17 protein-coding genes and 4 pseudogenes are annotated in these 20184 nt (G+C 63.7%); 14 read left to right on the top strand and 7 right to left on the bottom strand.

Annotation, left to right across the window (positions count from 1 at the left end):
• Positions 1 to 160: 160 nt before the first annotated feature.
• Positions 161 to 1462 carry an O-acetylhomoserine aminocarboxypropyltransferase/cysteine synthase family protein gene (locus ABIF91_RS14245; RefSeq protein ID WP_035669453.1) on the top strand — a complete coding sequence of 434 codons (1302 nt, stop codon included), beginning with the start codon at positions 161 to 163 and terminating at the stop codon, positions 1460 to 1462.
• Positions 1463 to 1474: 12 nt separating this feature from the next.
• Complete coding sequence (metA, locus tag ABIF91_RS14240; protein ID WP_035669456.1) at positions 1475 to 2476, top strand: homoserine O-succinyltransferase MetA; 1002 nt, start codon at positions 1475 to 1477, stop codon at positions 2474 to 2476.
• Positions 2477 to 2482: 6 nt separating this feature from the next.
• On the opposite strand, the gene ABIF91_RS14235 is transcribed toward metA, so the two are convergent.
• Positions 2483 to 3431 (bottom strand): IS630 family transposase gene (locus ABIF91_RS14235; protein ID WP_424579208.1). Its coding sequence is split into 2 segments (ribosomal slippage): positions 2483 to 3094 and positions 3096 to 3431, totalling 948 coding nucleotides; the frame shifts between segments, so codons are not numbered across the junction.
• A gap of 198 nt (positions 3432 to 3629) precedes the next feature.
• On the opposite strand from ABIF91_RS14235, the gene ABIF91_RS14230 reads away from it, so the two are divergent.
• Positions 3630 to 4373 carry a polysaccharide deacetylase family protein gene (locus tag ABIF91_RS14230; RefSeq protein WP_424579207.1) on the top strand — a complete coding sequence of 248 codons (744 nt, stop codon included), beginning with the start codon at positions 3630 to 3632 and terminating at the stop codon, positions 4371 to 4373.
• Positions 4374 to 4613: 240 nt separating this feature from the next.
• Entirely contained in the window at positions 4614 to 6479 is a 1866-nt protein-coding gene (recQ, locus tag ABIF91_RS14225; RefSeq protein WP_028182169.1) for a DNA helicase RecQ, read from the top strand.
• A gap of 203 nt (positions 6480 to 6682) precedes the next feature.
• Here the strand turns inward: recQ and ABIF91_RS14220 are convergent, their stop codons facing one another.
• A complete protein-coding gene (locus tag ABIF91_RS14220) occupies positions 6683 to 7696 on the bottom strand; it encodes a 1-aminocyclopropane-1-carboxylate deaminase (protein ID WP_028182170.1) in 1014 nt (337 codons plus the stop codon).
• 163 nt (positions 7697 to 7859) lie between these two features.
• On the opposite strand from ABIF91_RS14220, the pseudogene ABIF91_RS14215 reads away from it, so the two are divergent.
• The 5 genes and pseudogenes from ABIF91_RS14215 to ABIF91_RS14195 all read left to right on the top strand — a co-directional run.
• Positions 7860 to 8006 (top strand): annotated as a pseudogene (locus tag ABIF91_RS14215) (Lrp/AsnC family transcriptional regulator); the annotation flags it as partial.
• 88 nt (positions 8007 to 8094) lie between these two features.
• Positions 8095 to 9224, top strand: a protein-coding gene (locus tag ABIF91_RS14210; RefSeq protein WP_086023025.1) for an IS3-like element ISRj2 family transposase whose coding sequence is annotated in 2 segments (ribosomal slippage) — positions 8095 to 8347 and positions 8347 to 9224 — 1131 coding nt in all. Because the reading frame shifts where the segments join, the coding sequence is not laid out codon by codon here.
• A 146-nt stretch (positions 9225 to 9370) separates the two neighbouring features.
• Positions 9371 to 9691 (top strand): annotated as a pseudogene (locus ABIF91_RS14205) (Lrp/AsnC ligand binding domain-containing protein); the annotation flags it as partial.
• 73 nt (positions 9692 to 9764) lie between these two features.
• Positions 9765 to 10210, top strand: a pseudogene (locus tag ABIF91_RS14200) (PLP-dependent cysteine synthase family protein); the annotation flags it as partial.
• 107 nt (positions 10211 to 10317) lie between these two features.
• Positions 10318 to 10878, top strand: coding sequence for a carboxymuconolactone decarboxylase family protein (locus tag ABIF91_RS14195; RefSeq protein WP_028181788.1), 561 nt, complete (start codon positions 10318 to 10320; stop codon positions 10876 to 10878).
• Between the two features lie 46 nt (positions 10879 to 10924).
• On the opposite strand, the gene ABIF91_RS14190 is transcribed toward ABIF91_RS14195, so the two are convergent.
• Entirely contained in the window at positions 10925 to 11797 is an 873-nt protein-coding gene (locus ABIF91_RS14190; protein WP_028181789.1) for a hypothetical protein, read from the bottom strand.
• 209 nt (positions 11798 to 12006) lie between these two features.
• Between ABIF91_RS14190 and ABIF91_RS14185 the strand changes: the two genes are divergently transcribed.
• On the top strand, positions 12007 to 12252 hold the full coding sequence (locus ABIF91_RS14185) for a hypothetical protein (RefSeq protein WP_028181790.1): 246 nt from the start codon (positions 12007 to 12009) through the stop codon (positions 12250 to 12252).
• 9 nt (positions 12253 to 12261) lie between these two features.
• On the opposite strand, the gene ABIF91_RS14180 is transcribed toward ABIF91_RS14185, so the two are convergent.
• Positions 12262 to 13194 (bottom strand): alpha/beta hydrolase, encoded by a 933-nt coding sequence (locus ABIF91_RS14180; protein ID WP_028181791.1) that lies wholly within the window; start codon positions 13192 to 13194, stop codon positions 12262 to 12264.
• Positions 13195 to 13416: 222 nt separating this feature from the next.
• On the opposite strand from ABIF91_RS14180, the gene ABIF91_RS14175 reads away from it, so the two are divergent.
• Positions 13417 to 14304: a branched-chain amino acid aminotransferase gene (locus ABIF91_RS14175; protein ID WP_028181792.1), complete on the top strand. Its 888-nt coding sequence runs from the start codon at positions 13417 to 13419 to the stop codon at positions 14302 to 14304.
• A 124-nt stretch (positions 14305 to 14428) separates the two neighbouring features.
• Here the strand turns inward: ABIF91_RS14175 and ABIF91_RS14170 are convergent, their stop codons facing one another.
• Together ABIF91_RS14170 and phaR are read right to left on the bottom strand one after the other, a co-directional pair.
• Positions 14429 to 15046: a class I SAM-dependent methyltransferase gene (locus ABIF91_RS14170; RefSeq protein ID WP_028181793.1), complete on the bottom strand. Its 618-nt coding sequence runs from the start codon at positions 15044 to 15046 to the stop codon at positions 14429 to 14431.
• A gap of 42 nt (positions 15047 to 15088) precedes the next feature.
• On the bottom strand, positions 15089 to 15679 hold the full coding sequence (gene phaR, locus ABIF91_RS14165; RefSeq protein WP_028181794.1) for a polyhydroxyalkanoate synthesis repressor PhaR: 591 nt from the start codon (positions 15677 to 15679) through the stop codon (positions 15089 to 15091).
• Positions 15680 to 15986: 307 nt separating this feature from the next.
• Between phaR and ABIF91_RS14160 the strand changes: the two genes are divergently transcribed.
• Positions 15987 to 17165, top strand: a complete 1179-nt coding sequence (locus ABIF91_RS14160) for an acetyl-CoA C-acetyltransferase (RefSeq protein ID WP_028181795.1) — start codon at positions 15987 to 15989, stop codon at positions 17163 to 17165.
• Between the two features lie 131 nt (positions 17166 to 17296).
• Here ABIF91_RS14160 and ABIF91_RS14155 read toward each other — a convergent pair.
• A protein-coding gene (locus ABIF91_RS14155; RefSeq protein ID WP_424579183.1) for an IS630 family transposase occupies positions 17297 to 18239 on the bottom strand; the annotation gives its coding sequence in 2 pieces (ribosomal slippage) (positions 17297 to 17902 and positions 17904 to 18239; 942 coding nt in all).
• 213 nt (positions 18240 to 18452) lie between these two features.
• Between ABIF91_RS14155 and phbB the strand changes: the two genes are divergently transcribed.
• Both phbB and ABIF91_RS14145 read left to right on the top strand, forming a co-directional pair.
• Positions 18453 to 19178, top strand: coding sequence for an acetoacetyl-CoA reductase (gene phbB / locus ABIF91_RS14150; protein WP_028177441.1), 726 nt, complete (start codon positions 18453 to 18455; stop codon positions 19176 to 19178).
• 142 nt (positions 19179 to 19320) lie between these two features.
• Positions 19321 to 20183 (top strand): annotated as a pseudogene (locus ABIF91_RS14145) (DMT family transporter).
• Position 20184 lies beyond the last annotated feature (1 nt).

Below are 20184 nucleotides of genomic sequence, written 5' to 3'. Positions count from 1 at the left end.
GGATTTCAGCCAATTCGCCAGCAGGCGTTAGGGTTACTTCCTCGATCTCTAGGCGAATTATTGTCCGCTTTACCACCCGCCTCTAACACGAGGACGGCGGACAACGCACATGCCTCATACAGGCCAATAAGTGCGGCCCGCTCCACGCGGAGGTGGCACGATGCGCAACGAGACGATCGCTATTCACGCCGGCTACGAGCCCGAAGCCACCACGCATGCGGTGGCCGTACCGATCTACCAGACCGCGGCCTACGCCTTCGACAGCGCCGATCATGGCGCCGCCCTGTTCAATCTCGAGACCGAAGGCTTTCGCTACAGCCGCATCGCCAATCCGACCAGTGCGGTGCTGGAGAAGCGTATCGCCCAACTTGAAGGCGGCGTCGGCGCGCTTGCAGTCGCGACCGGGCAGGCCGCGCTGCATTTCGCCTTCGTCAACGTCGCCGATCACGGCGGCAACATCGTTTCCGTGCCGCAGCTCTACGGCACCACGCACACGCTGCTCTCCCACATCCTGCCGCGCCAAGGCATTACTGGCCGTTTTGCCGAGAGCGACAGGCCTGAGGCGATCGAGAAGCTGATCGACGAGAACACCCGGGCCGTCTTTGCCGAGACCATCGGCAACCCCGCCGGCAATGTCTGCGACATCGAGGCGCTGGCAAAGATCGCGCATGCGCATGGCGTGCCGCTGATCGTCGACAACACCGTCGCAACCCCGATCCTGCTGAAGCCGTTCGACTACGGTGCCGACATCGCCGTGCATTCGCTGACCAAGTTCCTGGGCGGTCACGGCACCACGCTCGGCGGCGCCATTGTCGATTCCGGAAATTTCCCCTGGGCCAAGCATGCCGAGCGTTTCCCGGCCTACAACAAGCCGGATGCCTCCTATCACGGTCTCGTCTATGCCGAGCGGTTCGGTCGCACCGCCTATATCGAGCGCGCGCGCAGCGTCTATCAGCGCACCATGGGCTCGGTGCTGTCGCCGTTCAACGCCTTCCTGCTGCTCCAGGGCATCGAGACCGTTGCGCTGCGCATGGAGCGCCATGTCGAGAATGCGCGCAAGGTCGCCGAATTCCTCCGCGGCGATGCGCGCGTGGCATGGGTCAATTACACCGGTTTTCTGGACAGTCCCTATTATCCGCTGGTGCAGAAGTACCTGAATGGTAACGCCTCCTCGCTGTTCACCTTCGGCATCAAGGGCGGAATGGAGGCCGGCAAGACGTTTTATGATGCGCTGAAGCTGATCACGCGGCTCGTCAATATCGGCGATGCCAAGTCGCTGGCCTGCCACCCGGCTTCGACGACCCATCGGCAGATGTCGGCGGAGCAGCAACGCGTTGCCGGTGTGCTGCCGGAGACCATCCGTCTGTCGATCGGCATCGAGCATGTTTCTGATATCATCGAGGACATCGACCAGGCGCTGGAAAAGGCCTGCCCGTCGGCGCGGCTCGAGGCCGCGGAGTAGGCGGCGTCGACCATGACGATCCTGATCGACAGGGATCAAGTGATATCGAGCCCGGCCCTGGTGCCGGGCGAGGGCGATCTCGTACGCGACCATGCCGGCGCCGACCTCACGATCGGACTGATCAACAACATGCCGGATCCGGCGCTGAAGGCGACCGAGCGGCAGTTCATGAAGCTGCTCCAGGCTGCCGCGGGCCCGCACCGCATCCGCTTCCACTGCTTCTCGCTTCCCAGCGTGAAGCGGTCGCCCGAAGCGAAGTGGCATGTCGACAGCGAGTATTCCGACCTTTCCGATCTCGAGCGCGGCAAGTTCGACGGACTGATCGTGACCGGCGCAGAGCCGATCGCGCCCGAGCTCGACCAGGAGCCATACTGGCAGGATCTCACGAACCTCGTCGACTGGGCCAAGACCAACACGCGCTCGACGATCTGGTCGTGCCTTGCCGCGCATGCCGCGGTGCTGCACCTCGACGGCATCGAACGGCGGCGGCTGCCGGCCAAATGTCACGGCACTTTCGATTGCGACCTCGTGACGCGCGATTGGTTGACCCGTGCTGCGCCTGCGCCGCTCAAGGTCTCGCATTCACGCCTGAACGAGATCGCCGAGAGCGACCTCGTGCAGGCCGGTTACCAGGTGCTGACACGCTCGGCCCAAGCCGGCGTCGACGTCTTCGTCCGCCAATATACCAGCCGCTTCGTGTTCTTTCAGGGCCACCCGGAATATGACGCGCTGTCGCTCCAGCGAGAATATCTGCGGGACATCGGCCGCTATCTCGTGCGGGAGCGCGAGACCTACCCGCGCCTACCGGTGAGCTATTTTGACGCAGCGACGGAAGAGAAACTGGCTCGCTTCGAGAAGAAGGCGGCGCATCAGCGCCATCCGGCACTCGCCAACGAGCTGCCTGGACTGAACTTGCGCGCCGATATCGGCACTGGCAACGCGGCGGCGATGCTATTCCGCAACTGGTTGCGTTATCTCGGAGCGGGCGCCGACGCGTCGGTCGCGGCGCGCTAGAGCATTTCATGTTTTGATAGAAGCGTATCCAGCGTTTTCGAAGTAGTTGCTGCATTCGTTGGGTTGGATGGTTGTGATGAGGTCGCCGATATGGCGGCAAATGTCGTCAACCGTGCGTTTCTGGGCGGAACGCATCCAGTGCTTGATCTTGGCGAAGGTCTGTTCGATCGGATTGAGGTCGGGGGAGTATGGCGGCAGATACCAGAGCCTGGCGCCGGCCGCTTTGATCAGGCTGCGCAGGGCAACAGACTTGTGGCTGCCGAGATTGTCCATGATGACGATGTCGCCCGGCTGAAGCTGCGGGACGAGAACCTGCTGAACATAGGCGCGGAAGCATTCGCCGTTGATTGGGCCGTCGAACAGGCAAGGGGCAGTGAGACGGTCACAGCGCAAGGCGCCAAGGAATGTCAGCGTCCGCCAATGACCATGTGGCGTGAAGCTCCGCACCCGCTCGCCTTTTGGCCCCCATCCGCGTAATGGAGCCATGTTGGTCTTGATCCAGGTCTCGTCGATAAAGACCAGGCGTCGAGGGTCGAGATTGGCCTGCCATGAGCGCCAGCGCTGGCGTCTACGTGCGATGTCGGAGCGAGCCCGCTCGAGCGCGAGCAGCGTTTTTTTTGAACCGCAGCCCTTCGCGGCGCAGGAACGTCCAAACCGCATTGTGGGAGACCTTGACCCCGCGCGCGGCCAGTTCGTCCTTGAGGGCGTGCAGCGTCAAATGCGGCGTCTGACTGATCCTCTCCTTGATGAAGGCGCGATGCGGCTCAAGAACGGGCTTGCGATGGCCGCCCATCTTGCCAGGGGCCACTGAGCCGGTCGCTCGATAACGTTGCGACCACTTCACAACTGACGACACCGCAACGCCAAACCGCGATGCCACCGAACGGCAGCTCTCGCCCTTTGCAACCGCCGCAACCGCCCGCTTACGCAGATCATTGGATATCGGTCGGACCATCGGATGCTGGCCTCCAGCCCAGCCAGCATCTTGAATCATATTCGTCCGAAATCGGGAATCCCTCCCGATTCAATCAAGCCATGAACCGCTCTAGCCGAAGCGGTTTTGGTCTCACGTTAGGATTACCCAGGCGTTAGGCTTGCCTCAACCTGCGCACGAATGTTTCACTAGAGGAATAGGAATCACGGGAAGCGCAGCGTGTGGTCGGCACTCCAGGGACGCGTGAACAATCGGCTGGCCCGGCATTTCCACGCCGCGCCGCACCGATTGCCCGCGCATGCGCCGATGGTGAGCTTCACCTTCGACGATGCCCCCGATAGCGCCGCAGGCCAGGGTGCCGAGCTTCTGGAGCAGCATGGCGGGCGGGGGACGTTCTATCTCGCCGGCAGCCTGATCGATCAGCCGTCGGACCATTGGCACGGTCTGTCGAACGATGCGATCATGCGGCTTCACAGGACCGGTCACGAGATTGCCTGCCACACCTTCTCGCACCAGAGTTCGGCCACTCTCGATGAGGCCGCGATGGCTCGCGAGATCGAGCGGAACCGCAGTCATTTCCGCGAGATCGATTCCTCGATCACGCTGGAGAACTTCGCCTACCCCTATGGGCTCGCCTCGGTCTGGCGCAAGCCGCAACTCGCAAAAGCCTACCGATCGGCGCGCGGCATTCTTCCCGGCGTCAACAGCGACGTCATCGATCTCCAGTTCCTGCGCGCGTCGCCGCTTGTGGATTGCGAGATCGATGCGGCAGGCGTCGATCGCTATTTCGACGAGGCGGTCGCAAGCGGTGGCTGGCTGATCTTCTACGGCCACGACGTCGCCGATGCGCCAAGCCCCTATGGCTGCACGCCGCACCTGATGCGTCATGCGCTGGAGGCCGCTGGCAAGCGCAACATGCCGATCGTGACCGTTGCAGAGGCGCTGCGACGAATCGGGGCGTAGTTTCTTTTCCCTTCTCCCCTGTGGAGAAGGTGGCGCGAAGCGCCGGATGAGGGGTATGTCTCCGCAAAATCGAATTCGTGGATAGAACCCCTCACCCGTCTCGCCGCTCACGCGGCGAGCCACCCTCTCCCACAAGGGGAGAGGGGAACAGCCGTGCCTCGCCTCCAAACAGTCTTGCCACGCCCACGCTGGCATGCGACTGGCCTTGTGACGAATCTCACGGCCTGATCTGTTCCGCCCATGTCCGCTCCCTCCACCGCTCCGCTCTCTGCGCCGGCCAACGGCCGCGATGCGCTGTCGGTGCTGCATTCGGTGTTCGGCCTGCCGGGCTTTCGCGGCGCGCAGGGCGAGATCATCCGGCATGTTACCGAGGGCGGCAATTGCCTCGTGCTGATGCCGACCGGCGGTGGCAAGTCGCTGTGCTATCAGCTTCCGTCCTTGCTGCGCGAAGGCTGCGGCATCGTGGTGTCGCCGTTGATCGCGCTGATGCGCGACCAGGTTGCCGGGCTGATCGAGGCCGGCGTCAATGCCGCCGCGCTGAACTCGTCGCTGACTCCGCAGGAGGCGTCCGACATCGAGCGACGCCTTCTCGCGGGCGATCTCGACCTGCTCTATGTCGCGCCGGAACGCCTGGTCACGCCGCGCTGCCTGTCGCTGCTGGCGCAGGCGAAGGTGGCGCTGTTTGCGATCGACGAAGCGCATTGCGTCTCGCAATGGGGGCATGACTTCCGCCCCGAATATGTCGGCCTCTCCATCATCGCCGAGCGTTTTCCCGACGTGCCGCGCATCGCCCTGACCGCGACGGCCGACGAGCTGACGCGCAAGGAGATCATCGATCGGCTTCAGCTCACGGGTGCGCCGCAATTCGTCTCGAGCTTCGATCGGCCCAACATCCGCTACGAGATCGTCGACAAGCGCAACGCGGTGTCGCAACTGAAGGAATTGATTCGCGAACGCCACATGGGCGATGCCGGCGTGGTCTATTGCCTGTCGCGCAACCGGGTCGAGGAGGTCGCCGCCGCGCTTCAAGACGCCGGCATTGCGGCGCTGCCCTACCACGCCGGGCTCGACGGCAGCGTGCGCTCGCGCAACCAGGATCGCTTTCTCAACGAGGACGGCATCGTCATCGTTGCGACCGTGGCGTTCGGCATGGGCATCGATAAGCCCGACGTGCGCTTCGTCGCCCATCTCGATCTGCCCAAGAGCATCGAGGCATATTATCAGGAGACGGGGCGCGCGGGCCGTGACGGCAAGCCGTCCACGGCCTGGATGACCTATGGCCTCTCCGACATCGTGCAGCAGCGCCGCATGATCGACGAGTCCAGCGCCTCCGACGAATTCAAGCGGGTCTCGATCGGCAAGCTCGATGCGCTGGTCGGCCTTGCCGAGACGCCGCACTGCCGGCGCCGGCGTCTGCTCGCCTATTTCGGCGAGATCGTGATGGGCGAGAGCTGCGGCAATTGCGACAATTGCCTGACGCCGCCCAAGATGCGCGACGGCAAGGTGCTGGCGCAGAAGCTGCTGTCCTGCGTCTACCGCACCGGCCAGCGCTTCGGCGCGATGCATCTGATCGACGTGCTGGTGGGGCGCCTGACCGAGAAGGTGACGCAATTCGGACACGACAAGCTGTCGGTGTTCGGCATCGGCCGCGAGCTCAACGAAAAGCAGTGGCGCACGGTGCTGCGCCAATTGGTGGCGATGGGGCATTTGCAGAGCGACAGCGAAGCGTTCGGTGCGCTCAAGCTGACCGAGACTGCGCGCGGCGTGCTGCGCGGCGAGACCGAGGTGTGGCTCCGCGAGGAGGCGCCCGACACGCGCATTCGCGCGAGCCGCGGCAAATCCCGCCGCGGCGACCTTGCGCCCGCCGCTAACGCCGCGCAAGGCGATGTCGATCCCGAACTGCGCGCGCGCCTGCGCGCCTGGCGTTCAGACGTCGCGCGCGAACGTGGCGTGCCGGCCTACGTGGTGCTGCACGACGCAACGATCGACGGCATCGTCCGGGCATGGCCAACGACGCTGGACGAACTCCGCAATGTGCCGGGGATCGGCGACAAGAAGCTCGAGCATTACGGCGAGGAACTGCTACAGATCGTCAGGACGCGGTAGCAAGCCAAAAACTCCGCCGTCATCCCGGACAAGCGCAGCGCAGATCCGGGATCCATAACCACAGGCCGGTGTGGGACGGCAGGCTGGCAACTACGAGCCTTCGTAAAACTATTGCCGCGGCGTATGGGCCCCGGATCAGCGCTTCGCTTCGCTGCGCTTGTCCGGGGCGACAGCTGTGTACAAGGCGAGGGCTATGCCCTCACTCACCCATTCCGAAACGCGTACGCATATCCGTTCAGCGCGGGGGCGCCGCCGAGATGGGCGTAGAGGATCTTCGCACCCTTCTCGAAATAGCCCTTCTTCGCGAGGTCGATCAGGCCCTGCATCGACTTGCCCTCGTAGACGGGGTCGGTGATCATGCCTTCGAGCCGCGCGCTGAGGCGGATCGCCTCCTTGGTCTCTTCCGACGGCACGCCATAGGCGGGATAAGCGTAGTCCTCGATCAGCACGACGTCGTCGGCGACGAGCTCCTTGCCGAGCTCGACGAGCTCAGCGGTGTTCTGCGCGATCTCGAGCACCTGCGCCTTGGTCTGGGCCGGCGTGAACGAGGCGTCGATACCGATCACCTTGCGGGCGCGGCCATCGGCGGCGAAGCCGACCAGCATGCCGGCATGGGTGGAGCCGGTGACGGTACAGACGATGATGTAGTCGAACTTGAAGCCGAGCTCGGCTTCCTGCTTGCGCACCTCCTCCGCGAAGCCGACATAGCCGAGGCCGCCAAACTTATGCACGGAGGCGCCGGCGGGAATCGCGTAAGGCTTGCCGCCCGCCGCCTTCACTTCCTCGATCGCCTGTTCCCAGCTCTTGCGAATGCCGATGTCGAAGCCGTCGTCGACCAGGCGCACGTCGGCGCCCATGATGCGCGAGAGCATGATGTTGCCGACGCGGTCATAGACCGCGTCCTCGTGCGGCACCCAGGCTTCCTGCACGAGGCGGCACTTCATGCCGATCTTGGCCGCGACCGCGGCGATCATGCGGGTGTGGTTGGACTGCACGCCGCCGATCGAGACCAGCGTGTCGGCGTTGGAGGCGATCGCATCGGGGATGATGTATTCGAGCTTGCGCAGCTTGTTGCCGCCATAGGCGAGGCCGGAATTGCAGTCCTCGCGCTTGGCATAGATCTCGACATTGCCGCCGAGGTGTTTTGACAGTCGCTCCAGCTTCTCGATCGGCGTCGGGCCGAAGGTCAGCGGGTAGCGCGCGAATTTTTCCAGCATCATTGGTCATCCCGATTTGGCGGTGGCGTCTGGGGACGGAGCTAGCACCGCCCCGGAAAAAGGTGCTCTCGAATATTGGGTCAATACTGCCTGTCTCTTGCAGAGATTGGCCAGATGATCCAAATTCCTTCCAAATAATTCGTCATAAGTGAAAGCTTCTTCCGTGGCAGCTCGACTTGACCGCATCGACCTTAAGATACTGAGATTGCTGCAAAATAACGGCCGGCTCAGCAATGCCGAGCTGGCCGAGACGGTCGCGATCAGCCCCGCCACCTGCCACCGCCGCACTCAGCGCCTGTTCGAGGACGGCAGAGCTGGCCCCGCAAATTCGGACAGTAGCTTGAGTGGATTTTCTGCCTGACAGCGGCGAGGATTCTTGCTGCGAATCAGGAGCGAAGATGACGAAGAAGAGCCGCCGGACGCATTCTCCGGCATTCAAGGCGAAGGTTGCTTTGGCTGCGGTCAAAGGCGACAAGACACTGGCGGAGCTGGCGCAACTGTTTGATGTTCATCCGAACCAGATCACGATCTGGAAAAACCAGCTCCTGGAAGGCGCCGCCGGCGTGTTTGGGCATGACAAGACATCGGCCGAGACGCCGGTCGATTTGAAGGCGTTACATGCCAAGATCGGCGAGCTGGCGTTGGAAAACGATTTTTTGTCCGGCGCGCTCACCAAGGCGGGCCTGCTGAGCGCAAAGCGATGATCGACCGCGGTCATGATCTTTCTATCGTGCGCCAGGCGAAGGTCCTGAAGCTGGCTCGCAGCACGGTCTACTATGAACCTCGGCCAGTTTCGGCCGAGGACCTTGCCTTGATGCGTCGGCTCGATGAGCTGCATCTCGATTATCCCTTCGCGGGAGCGCGTATGCTGCGATCGTTGCTGCGGCGGGAGGGCGTATACGCCGGTCGCCGCCACATCGCGACGCTGATGAAGCGCATGGGGATCGAGGCGGTCTATCGTCGCCCGAACACGAGCAAGCCGGCTCCGGGTCACAAGATCTACCCGTACCTGTTGCGCGGATTGAAGATCGAGCGGCCCGACCATGCGTGGGCAATGGACATCACCTACATTCCGATGCGGCGTGGCTTCGTCTATCTCGCGGCGGTCGTCGATGTGTTCAGCCGACGGGTCCTGGCCCATCGCGTCTCGATCACAATGGAGGCGGCCTTCTGCGTCGAAGCGGTCCAGGAGGCGTTGGCGAAGCACGGCAGGCCCGAGATTTTCAACACGGATCAGGGCAGCCAGTTCACCAGCCTCGAGTTCACCGATGTGCTGCTGGACGCGAAGATCGCCATCAGCATGGACGGCAAGGGCGCCTGGCGCGACAACGTGTTTGTCGAGCGGCTCTGGCGCACGGTCAAATACGAAGAAGTATATCTCCGCGCCTACGACAGCGTGTCCGAGGCGCGAGCGTCAATTGCCAAGTATCTGGCCTTCTACAATCAGGGACGCCCTCACTCGAGCCTTGACGGGCGCACGCCCGACGAGGCTTACTTCGGCACGCAAGCTATGGTGATGGCCGCATGACCGTCGCCGACGGTTTTGTCGTCGCTCTGGTCGGGCTACGCCCTCCCGACGCAACGACAAAACCGTAAAGCCCCGCGTTCAGCATAACCCGGCAGGAATCCACTTAAATCCAGCGGGGCGCTGTCCAAACAACCGGGGCCAGCTCTGGCTTCATTGCCACCGTGCGCGCCATGGTCGCGCCGAAGAAGCTGGCAAAGGGCACGCTGGTGATGGTCGGCGTCGTGCTCGACCGCTCGACGCCGGAGAGTTTTGCCACCTTCGAACAGGCCATTGCGAAGTTGAAATTCGTGCTCGACTGCCACCTGGTCGCCGGCGACTTCGACTACTTCCTCAAGATCCGTGTCGGCGACATGGAGGATTTCAACCGCATCCATGGCGAGCAGCTCATCGCGCTGCCCGGCGTGCGCCAGACCCGAACCTTCTTCGTGATGAAGGAAGTCGTCGACAACGCGCCGCTGGAGTTTTGAGCAGAAGCGTTTTCCAGCAAAGCGGAAACCGGTTCGCGTCATAGACGCGTCAAAACGGAATCCAGCGCACAGCTCGCAGGGCCGCTCCCATGTTTGCGACCGCCCGTCGCTGATCGAGGGCGTCGGCCGGCCACGCTGCGAGCCGTCCTTCGTGCCGGGTATGGTCGATCGCATGATGAAGATCCCGGATGCGGCGACGATCGCGGCGATGAACGTCTGTCGCGCCGGCTGCGCCGCGCGGTCGGCGGCTCCACCGGTATGAACTTCCTGGCGCTGTGCCGGCTCGCCTCGGAAATGCGTCAGGCGAACGCGACAGGGTCGCTGGTGACGCTGATCTGCGATTCCGGCGAGCGCTACCGGCAGACCTGTTACGAGCCCGCATGGCTGAAAGCGAGCGGCCTCGATCCGGCGCCGTACGAGGCGGCCTTGTCGTCGTTCCTCGCGACAGGCAAGCCGCTGAGGCTCGATGTCGACGACGTCTTCAATCCGCAGGGCGCACGAAGCCCCGCCGCGTCATAGCAGCGTCTTCCTGCCGTTTTTCAAATTGGCACGACCGTCACGGCAACTTCACTTGCCCTGCGCACGCATGCAGGTGACGGTTGTGGTCTCAACGAGGAGATCCTGCCGTGCGCCTTCCCATTCTCGATCCCAAGGATCTGACTGACGAACAGAAGCCGCTCTATGACGACATGCGAGCCGGCATCACCGACCATTTCAAGGGTTTTGTGAACATGCGCGACGACGGCGCGCTGCTCGGGCCCTGGAACCCCTGGATCCGCGAGCCGCGCTTCGGCAAGCCGGTGTGGGAGCTGGTCAAGGCGGTCGCGTCGAACCCGCTGCTGCCCGCGCCGGTGCGCGAGGTCGCGATCCTCATCACCGGCTCGCATTTCCGGTCCGGCTATGAGCTCTATGCCCACGTTCTGGTCGCCGAGCAGCGTGGTCTGTCCGACGAGAAGCTGGCAACCATCGTCGCCGGACAGCGGCCTGTCGATCTGACCAGGCAGGAGGCGGTCGCCTATGACATGGCCTCGGCCCTGGTCAGCGGTGGCGTGCTGCCGGAGCTGACCTATCGTGCGGCGGTGAAGGAGTTCGGCGAACACGGCGCGGCCGAGCTGTCCTATCTGGTCGGCGTCTACTGCATGGTCTCGGTCACGCTCAACACGTTCGACGTGCCGGTGCCGGATTAGCAGCGGCTTCGTTTCGTTTGAGCATGATCCTATTTCGGGATCATGCTCAATTGCGCACGGCGTAGAGCGGCGTTCGCAACGTCAGCTGATAGGAGGGCTTCGGCGTCCACGCGATCAGCGCGGTGATGCCGAACAGGCGGTTGTCGTTGTCGTCCATGCGGTCAAGGTCGAGGCGCAGGATCGGCTGGGTGAAGGACTCCGCGATCGTCCGTCCCGCCAGCTGTGCGCCACCGAAGGACTGCATGCCGAGGCGCCCGGTGAACTTCCAGTTGCTCGGCCATTGGTAATAGCCGCCGGCATAGAGCACCGTGTTCGGCCGGATGCTGGCGAACGGGCTGGCAATGGTGGCGGTGGTGTATTGCACGCCGGCCAACCAGCCCCGCGTCTCGTCCTCGTCGAGCGCGTAGTCGAATTCCAGGATGTTGTTGAAGGAATTCACCATGCCCTGCTCGTTCGGCACCGACTGCGTCAGCGTCGATTGCAGCGTGATCGTCGGGATCTTGCCGCCATTCTGCTGGTAGAGGTCGGCCTGCAAGCCGATGTTCCAGCTGGTGATGTCAAAGGACGACCAGCCGCCGCCGAGATCCGTCGTCGATCCGGACACGCCGCCATAGAGCGAGACACGGTCGGTGACGTCGACGGTCAGCGGCAGGTCAACGGCAATCGACTGTGCCGCCGGCAAGCCGTTCGGCAGCGTCGTGCCTCGTCGCGCCGCCAAGGCCTGGAACGCGGCCGACAACGAGGTGGTGCCGAAGCCGAGCCCGAGCGTGCCTGCGGGGATCGACGCGTAGCTGGTGCGGAGGTCGAGGTAGATGTTCGGAACAGTCGGCTTTGCCGGTGCGTCCTCGTCCGCCTCGGCGGCGAACGCAGCGCTCGCTGAAACCGTCAGGCAGGCCAGCCCCAGCGCGACAGCGCGCAAAGCCGGACGATGCGATGGGCTGCGGTTTGACACGTGACAATCCGACGCGTGGGGTTGCGGAGTCTCATGCTAGATGGAACGTGATCGTTCCCGTGGTCAAGCGTTATCCGCAAACGATGGACTGTATCGACGCGCGCGGCTACCCTGTCGTGACTGCACCGACACTCTCGCCTGCCGGAGTGCAGGCCGGACAACGGAGGACGACAGCCATGAACACGTCACGCCGCATCCTGCTCGCCGGAATGGCGGGGCTCGCCCTCGCTCCGACCGCCGTGGCGGCCGCACCGGCGCCAGTGGTCGACGATGTGACGGTTGCCGAAGAACGCTTTGCGCGCATGATCGCCGCCGCGCATGCGCCCGACGTCACTTGCGCACGGCAGGCGGAGCGCTATGCGGATGCGCATTGGCCTGAATACGTTGTGGCAGCCAGGGCCGTTCTCGACGCGCGCGTGTGATTCGCGCTCTCACTTCACTGCCCTCCGCACCTGCTCGCCGATCTGCGACAGCACGAGCTGCGCCTGCGGCAGGATCGCGCCCATCGCGTGAAAATTGTGGACCATGCCGTCGTGGCAGACATGCTCGACGGCGACGCCCGCGGCGAGCAGCTTGCGGGCATAGGCATTGCCTTCGTCGCGCATCGGGTCGTACTCGGCGGTATGGATGATCGCGGTCGGCAGGCCCGTCAGCCGTGTCGCGCGCAGCGGAGAGACGCGGGGGTCGGCGGCGTCGATGCCCTCGGGCAGATAGTCGGAAAGATCGGCTTCGATCGTGACGCGGTCGATCAGGTGGCCCTCGGCAAAGGCCTCGCGCGAGGGCGACGTCTCCTCGAAATCAAGCACCGGGCAGATCAGGCATTGCGCGGCGATGGAGAGGCCGGCGGTCTGAGCCGCCTCCTGGCACACGACCGCAGCGAGCGTGGCGCCGGCGGAATCACCGCCGATCACCAGGCGGTCCGCGTCGATGCCGAGCGATGCCGCCTCGCGCGCCACCCATTCGGTGGCGGCGATCGCGTCATCGACGGCGGCGGGGAATCTGTGCTCGGGCGCGAGCCGGTAGTCGACCGACACGAGGCGGCAGCCGGTGGCATGCGCCAGCGCGGCCGCGATGCGGTCGTGCGTGGCAATGCTGCCGGCGACGAGCCCGCCGCCGTGAAAGAACACGAATCCCGGTACGAGCTCCTCGGCGCTCGACGGCGTGTAGAGGCGATAGGGTAGTTCGCCGGCGCGGCCGGTCAGCATGCCGTCGGACGTCGTCACATCCGGTGCCTCGGCACGCGCGAACTGCATCAGCTTTGTCAGCGATTGCCGCCGCGCTTCCACGCTGGGCCGGCTCCGCGCCTGTGGCGCAGCCGCAGCCATCATGGTCAACAAACGCTTGGCGAGCGGATCGAGCGGCATGGTTTCTTCCTTCTCCCCTTGTGGGAGAAGGTGGCGCGCAGCGCCGGATGAGGGGTTTTCTCCGCAGATGAGTTCGCGGATGGATACCCCTCACCCGTCTCGCCGCTACGCGACGAGCCACCCTCTCTCACAAGGGGAGAGGGTAACTCACCATTTCCCCGCAGCAAATCGTTTAGAAATTGGGACAATAGTGCCTGCATGGTTCCCAAGGGGAGGCCTGTCATGGCCGAGATCAAGAAACCCATCGACTATTCGCCGAGCTGGACCTTCTTCGAGGGCGAATGGCACGACGGCAATGTGCCGATCATGGGCTCGCGAACGCATGCGGCCTGGCTTGGCTCGATCGTGTTCGACGGCGCGCGCGCGTTCGAGGGTGTTGCGCCCGATCTCCACCGGCACGTCGCCCGCGTCAATCAATCGGCGATCAATTTTGGCCTGAAGCCGGTGCTCGATACCGGCGCCTGGCTGACGCTCGCGCAGGAAGGCATTGCGCGATTTGCGGCGGATGCCGAGCTCTATATCCGTCCGATGTACTGGGCGCAGAACGGGAGCGGCGGCGGCGTGCTGTTCGACCCCGAGACCACCAATTGGTGCCTGTGCATCTACGTGGCGCCGATGCCAAAGCCCGTCGGCAACGCGATCACGCTGTCGCCGTTCCGCAGGCCCACCGCCGAATGCGCGCCGGTCGAAGCCAAGGCGGCCTGCCTCTATCCGAACAATTCGCGCGCACTCGCCGAGGCCGCCGCGCGCGGCTTCAACAACGCGCTGATGCTCGACATGCTCGGCAACGTCGCCGAGTTCGGCAATTCGAACGTGTTCATGGCGAAGGACGGCGTTGTGTTCACGCCGGTGCCGAACGGCACTTTCCTGAACGGCATCACGCGCCAGCGTGTCATCAGCCTGCTACGTGCCGACGGAGTCACCGTGGTCGAGAAGACGCTGCGCTATGCCGATTTCCTTGCCGCCGACGAGATCTTTTCATCCGGCAATTTCGCCAAGGTCGCGCCCGTGATCCGCATCGACGAGCGCGAGCTGAGGCCGGGCCCGTTCTACACGAGGGCGCGCAAACTCTATTGGGATTTCGCGCATGCGGTGAAGCTGGCGGCGTAGCTGCCTTTATTTCGTTGTCATCGCCCGACTTGATCGGGCGATCCAGTATTCCAGAGACAGTTGTGATTCCTCGATAAGCCGCGGCGTACTGGATGCCCCGGTCAAGCCGGGCATGACACCGTTTCTAGAGGCTTCGCGTAAATCGGCTGAACTGAAACGCCTGCGTTGAATCCCACGGCGTGTGATGCGTCTCGCTGCGCGTCTCGACGAGCTCAAACTCAGGCCCGAGCTCCGCTGCAAGGCTCACGCTATCGTGTCGCTGAACCGGCAGGCCGCTGCATTTCTCCGGACCATCGGGCGCGAACGTGCCGATGATGACTTGTCCGCCGGGGGGCAGCGCTGCTCGCAGGCGTTCGACGTAGGCCGCCCTGTCGCGCGGCTCGGTCAGGAAATGAAATGCGGCGCGATCGTGCCAGACGTCGTAGGTCTTCGCCGGCTGCCACGTCGTGGCGTCGGCAACGATCCAGTCGACGATCGAAGCAGCTCCGCCGATTCGCTTCTTCGCCGCATCAAGCGCGTTGGCAGAGAGATCCAGCACGGCGACGTCGCGATATCCGTCCTGCAGCAGCGCATCAACCAGCCGCGAGGCGCCGCCGCCGATATCGATGATGGCTGCGCCATGATCCGGATTGGCCGCGCGGATCATCTCGAGCGAGATTGTCGGGCTGTCCTGAAACCAGCTGACCTCGGCTTCGCCCTTGGTGGCGTAGACATGCTCCCAATGGGTGGCTCGGTCAGACATGGCTCGTCCTCCGGCTCGCCAGGGGCCGGTGCAAATGAAAGACTACTCGTCCTTCTTCGACATCCGCTCGAGGCGTTCCTGCATCTCCTTCATCTGCTGGCGCAGATCGTCGATATTGCTGTCCTTCGCCGCCTCGGTACTCGCATCGGCCTCCGGCTCGGAAGTGGTGGTCGGACGGGGCGCCGCGAACGGCTTGAACATCGAGAAGGTTTGCTGGAACAGCTCCATGTTGCGGCGGACTTGCTCCTCCAGCGGAGCAAAAGGAGTGCCGGACAGCGTATTGGCGATCTGCTTGCGGAACTTCTCCTGCTCCTGCGTCAGCGTCGCGATCGACTGCTCCAGATATTTCGGCACCACCATCTGCATGCTGTCGCCATAGAAGCGGATGAGCTGGCGGAGGAAGGTGGTCGGCAGCAGGTTCTGGCCGGCCTTGTTCTCCTGCTCGAAGATGATCTGGGCGAGCACGGAGCGGGTGATGTCGTCGCCGGTCTTGGCGTCATAGACCAGGAAATCTTCGCCATCCTTGACCATGGCGGCGAGGTCTTCCAGCGTCACGTAGGTACTCGTTCCGGTGTTATAGAGCCGGCGGTTCGCGTATTTCTTGATGGTGGTGGGTTGGTCTGATTTCGCCATGGGCTCTCACTTGCAAACGCGGAGAACGGGAACCTGTCGGGCAATGCCGCAGGGCGGGAAGAGTACGCAACGCAACAAAATAAGCATTTTCAACGGGCTCACGCTACCGTTTTGTGCGGCACGGTTAATTGCAGAGCAAAATCTTGCTTGCGAAAGCGCCAAGAACGCTATTTTGAATGCGTCGCGGCATGAATTCGGAGACCGTCCGATTGACATGCCTCAACGACGTTAACAGGATGCCATTCGAGACTGGCGAGCCGTCTTTTCCCCAGCCCCGTCTGCCCCCTTTCAAACCCAGGAGATGCCCATGTCAGACGATGTCGTCATCGTCAGCGCCGCCCGCACCCCGGTCGGTAGCTTCAACGGAGCGTTCGCGACCCTTCCCGCCCACGATCTCGGCGCCATCGCCATCAAGGCCGCGCTGGAGCGTGGTGGCATCGAGCCCGGCCGGGTCTCCGAGGTCATCATGGGTCAGATCCTGACCGCGGCCCAAGGCCAGAACCCGGCTCGCCAGGCTTCGATCGCCGCCGGCATTCCGGTGGAGAGCCCGGCCTGGGGCGTGAACCAGCTTTGCGGCTCGGGCCTGCGCACGGTTGCGCTCGGCTATCAGGCGCTGCTCAACGGCGATTCCGAGATCGTGGTCGCAGGCGGCCAGGAATCCATGAGCATGGCCCCGCACGCCCAGCACCTGCGCGGCGGCGTCAAGATGGGCGGTCTCGAACTGGTCGACACCATGATCAAGGACGGCCTGTGGGATGCCTTCAACGGCTACCACATGGGCAACACCGCCGAGAACGTCGCACGGCAGTGGCAGATCACCCGCGCCCAGCAGGACGAGTTCGCCGTTGCTTCGCAGCAGAAGGCGGAGGCCGCGCAGAAGGCCGGCAGGTTCAACGACGAGATCGTGCCCGTCACCATCAAGACCCGCAAGGGCGACGTCGTCGTCAGCGCCGACGAATATCCGCGTCATGGCGCCACCCTCGACGCGATGGCCAAGCTCAAGCCGGCCTTCGAGAAGGATGGCACGGTCACCGCGGGCTCGGCCTCCGGCATCAACGACGGCGCCGCCGCGGTGGTGCTGATGACCGCCAAGCAGGCGGCCAAGGAAGGCAAGAAGCCGATCGCGCGCATCGTGTCCTGGGCGCAGGCCGGTGTCGATCCGAAGATCATGGGCTCGGGCCCGATCCCGGCCTCGCGCGCCGCGCTGAAGAAGGCCGGCTGGAACGTCGGCGATCTCGACCTGATCGAGGCCAACGAAGCCTTCGCGGCACAGGCCTGCGCCGTCAACAAGGATCTCGGCTGGGACACCTCCAAGGTCAACGTCAATGGCGGCGCGATCGCGATCGGCCATCCGGTCGGCGCATCCGGCGCACGCGTGCTGGTGACGCTGCTGCACGAAATGCAGAAGCGCGATTCGAAGAAGGGCCTGGCCACGCTGTGCATCGGCGGCGGCATGGGCATCGCCATGTGTGTGGCGCGCGACTGACGAGGACCTTGCACGGAGCTGACGCGTGCGCTGCACACGTCAGCGCGTGCGTTGCACGCGACCAAAAAGGCAGCGGTTGCAAATCAAATATTCTTCGCAACCACGCAGGCCTCGACTAGAGCATGATGTATTTACACGGAACCATAGCCTGAGTTTTTGAAGTAGTTGGTGCACTCCTCCTGGGAGAAGAGATCGAGGAGTTCACCAACCTTCCGCCAGGTTGCCTCCACGTCACGAGGTTCTGCGGATCGCATGAGGTGTTTGAGTTTGGCGAAGACCTGCTCGATCGGGTTGAGGTCAGGGCTGTAGGGCGGCAAGAAGATAAGGTGGGCTCCTCTGGCGCGGATAGCTTGGCGAGCCGCTTTGCCCTTGTGGCTGCCAAGATTGTCGAGAACGACGATCTCGCCCGGTGCGAGGGTGGGTGCCAACACCTTCTCGACGTACAGCGTGAAGAGTTCACCATTGATGGGACCATCAATCACCCAAGGCGCACTGATCCGATCATGACGCAGCGCCGCGATGAAGGTCATGGTCTTCCAATGGCCGAAAGGTGCAGATGCTTGGAGGCGCTGCCCACAAGGCCCCCAGCCGCGTAGCGGCGCCATATTGGTCTTGATCCACGTCTCGTCGATGAAAACCAACCGCGTGACGTCAATCCTGCCTTGATGCGCTTTCCATCGGGTCCGCTTACGGGCGACGTCTGGGCGATCCTGCTCGGCTGGTAGAAGCGTTTTTTTTGAAGCTGAGCCCCTCGGCGTGAACAAAAGTCCACACCGCCCGCACGTCTGTCTTGATCCCCCGTGCAGCCAGCTCCTGCGTCAGCTTGCGCAAGGTGAATGGCCCCGAGCGAATGCGTTTGCGCAGCCAGTCGGCGTTGGCATCCGACAGAACCCGCTTCTTGTGGCCGCCGATCTGGCCGGGCGCCAGGCCTCCGGTATCACGCCTTAGGTTCTTCCACTTCGTCACGCACGAGGGGCTGATCTGTAGCGCCTCTGCGATCGAACGAACCGTCTCGCCCGCGTCAGCGCGAGCCAAGGCGCGTTCACGGATGTCTTCCGAATAGGGGCGCGTCATCCATGCTGGCCTCCGCACTCCAGCATGGAGCTTGAATCAGAAATCGCCCGCTCTGGGAACCCCGATTCCAGTCAAAAACATCACGCTCTAAAGAGAAACGCCCGGCTCACGCCGGGCGTTTTGTTCTTGATGTCCGTCAAACGTCCCGCATAATCCGCAGCTAAAAACAATCACGTCAGAAGCGTCCGAAGAGTCCAAGGGAAGGAATACGATATGACACGTGTTGCACTGGTGACGGGTGGTACGCGGGGCATCGGAGCGGCAATCAGCAAGGCGCTGAAGGCGGCCGGCTACAAGGTCGCGGCGAACTATGCCGGCAACGATGCGGCGGCGGAGAAGTTCAAGGCCGAGACCGGCATCGCGACCTACAAATGGGACGTCAGCAGTTTCGACGCCTGCGCGGAGGGCGTAAAGAAGGTCGAAGCCGATCTCGGGCCGATCGAGGTGCTGGTCAACAATGCCGGCATTACCCGGGATACCGCCTTCCACAAGATGACGCTCGAGCAGTGGACCGCCGTCATCAACACCAATCTGGGCTCGCTGTTCAACATGACGCGCCAGGTCATCGAGGGCATGCGCGCGCGCAAGTTCGGCCGCATCATCTCGATCTCGTCGATCAACGGCCAGAAGGGGCAGTTCGGTCAGGTCAACTATTCCGCGGCGAAGGCCGGCGACGTCGGCTTCACCAAGGCGCTCGCGCTCGAGAACGCCAAGGGCGGCATCACCGTCAATGCGATCTGCCCAGGCTACATCAACACCGAAATGGTGCAGGCGGTGCCGAAGGACGTCCTGGAGAAGAACGTGATCCCGCAGATCCCAGTCAGCCGGCTCGGCGAGCCCGAAGAGATTGCGCGCGCGGTCGTGTTCCTCGCGGCCGACGAGTCCGGCTTCATCACCGGGTCGACCCTGACGGTCAACGGCGGTCAGTACATGGTGTGATGCGATCGCATCACGCGGGCTGATATTTTCCGCGTCGTCATGCCCGGGCTTGTCCCGGGCATCCACGGCCTTACAACAGCCGTCGCCACGGAAGAGCGTGGATGGCCGGGACAAGCCCGGCCATGACGGAAGCATTGGGCCGATGACTCCCCGCACCGCCACGCTGATCGGTTTGACCGCGATCCTGATGTGGTCGCTGCTGTCAGTGATGACGGTGGCGACCGGAAAGATCCCGGCATTCCAGCTCGCCGCGATGACCTTCGCGATCGGCGGTGTCGTTGGGCTGCTCACCTGGATCGGGCGGAGCGAGGCGGCGAAAAGCCTGCGTCAGCCGCTCGCCGTCTGGGTCGTCGGCGTCGGTGGCCTGTTCGGCTATCATGCGCTGTATTTTCTCGCGCTGCGCTTTGCGCCGCCGGCCGAAGCGGGCCTTCTGAACTACCTGTGGCCGCTGCTCATCGTGCTGTTCTCGTCATTCCTGCCGGGCGAGCGGCTGGCCGCGCATCACATCATCGGCGCAGTCCTCGGCCTCGTCGGCACCGTGCTGCTGTTCGCCGGCAACACCTCCGGCTTCGCGCGGTACCGGGATTGATCGCGGCCTTCATCGCCGCTTTCGTCTGGGCCACCTATTCGGTGTTGTCGCGGCGGTTGAAGGCGGTGCCGACCGACGCGGTCGCAGGCTTCTGCCTCGCCACGGCCGTACTGGCCGCGCTGATGCATGGTCTGCTTGAAACCACGGTCTGGCCGGAGACGACGGTGCAATGGCTCTCGGTCATTGCACTCGGCATCGGCCCCGTCGGCGCCGCCTTCTACGCCTGGGACATCGGCATGAAGCGCGGCGACATCCGTGTGCTCGGCGCCGCCTCCTACGCGACGCCGCTGCTCTCGACCGGCTTCCTCATCGCCGCCGGCTATGCCAAGGCCAGCGCCAACATCGCCATCGCCGCCATCCTGATCGCCGGCGGCGGCCTGATCGCGGCGAAGGACATGGTGCTGCGAAAGAGGTGAG

Origin of the sequence: Bradyrhizobium sp. USDA 241, from assembly GCF_049739505.1 — a bacterium.
Classification (GTDB): Bacteria; Pseudomonadota; Alphaproteobacteria; order Rhizobiales; family Xanthobacteraceae; genus Bradyrhizobium; species Bradyrhizobium liaoningense.
This window is presented reverse-complemented; position numbering and strand designations above follow the sequence as displayed.

Bases quoted from the DNA above. Each gene is read 5' to 3' on its own strand.
- ABIF91_RS14245 (WP_035669453.1), top strand. From the start codon at position 161: ATGCGCAACGAGACGATCGCTATTCACGCCGGCTACGAGCCCGAAGCC.
- metA (WP_035669456.1), top strand. From the start codon at position 1,475: ATGACGATCCTGATCGACAGGGATCAAGTGATATCGAGCCCGGCCCTG.
- recQ (WP_028182169.1), top strand. From the start codon at position 4,614: ATGTCCGCTCCCTCCACCGCTCCGCTCTCTGCGCCGGCCAACGGCCGC.
- ABIF91_RS14220 (WP_028182170.1), bottom strand. From the start codon at position 7,696: ATGCTGGAAAAATTCGCGCGCTACCCGCTGACCTTCGGCCCGACGCCG.
- ABIF91_RS14185 (WP_028181790.1), top strand. From the start codon at position 12,007: ATGAACACGTCACGCCGCATCCTGCTCGCCGGAATGGCGGGGCTCGCC.
- ABIF91_RS14180 (WP_028181791.1), bottom strand. From the start codon at position 13,194: ATGCCGCTCGATCCGCTCGCCAAGCGTTTGTTGACCATGATGGCTGCG.
- ABIF91_RS14175 (WP_028181792.1), top strand. From the start codon at position 13,417: ATGGCCGAGATCAAGAAACCCATCGACTATTCGCCGAGCTGGACCTTC.
- ABIF91_RS14170 (WP_028181793.1), bottom strand. From the start codon at position 15,046: ATGTCTGACCGAGCCACCCATTGGGAGCATGTCTACGCCACCAAGGGC.
- phaR (WP_028181794.1), bottom strand. From the start codon at position 15,679: ATGGCGAAATCAGACCAACCCACCACCATCAAGAAATACGCGAACCGC.
- ABIF91_RS14160 (WP_028181795.1), top strand. From the start codon at position 15,987: ATGTCAGACGATGTCGTCATCGTCAGCGCCGCCCGCACCCCGGTCGGT.
- phbB (WP_028177441.1), top strand. From the start codon at position 18,453: ATGACACGTGTTGCACTGGTGACGGGTGGTACGCGGGGCATCGGAGCG.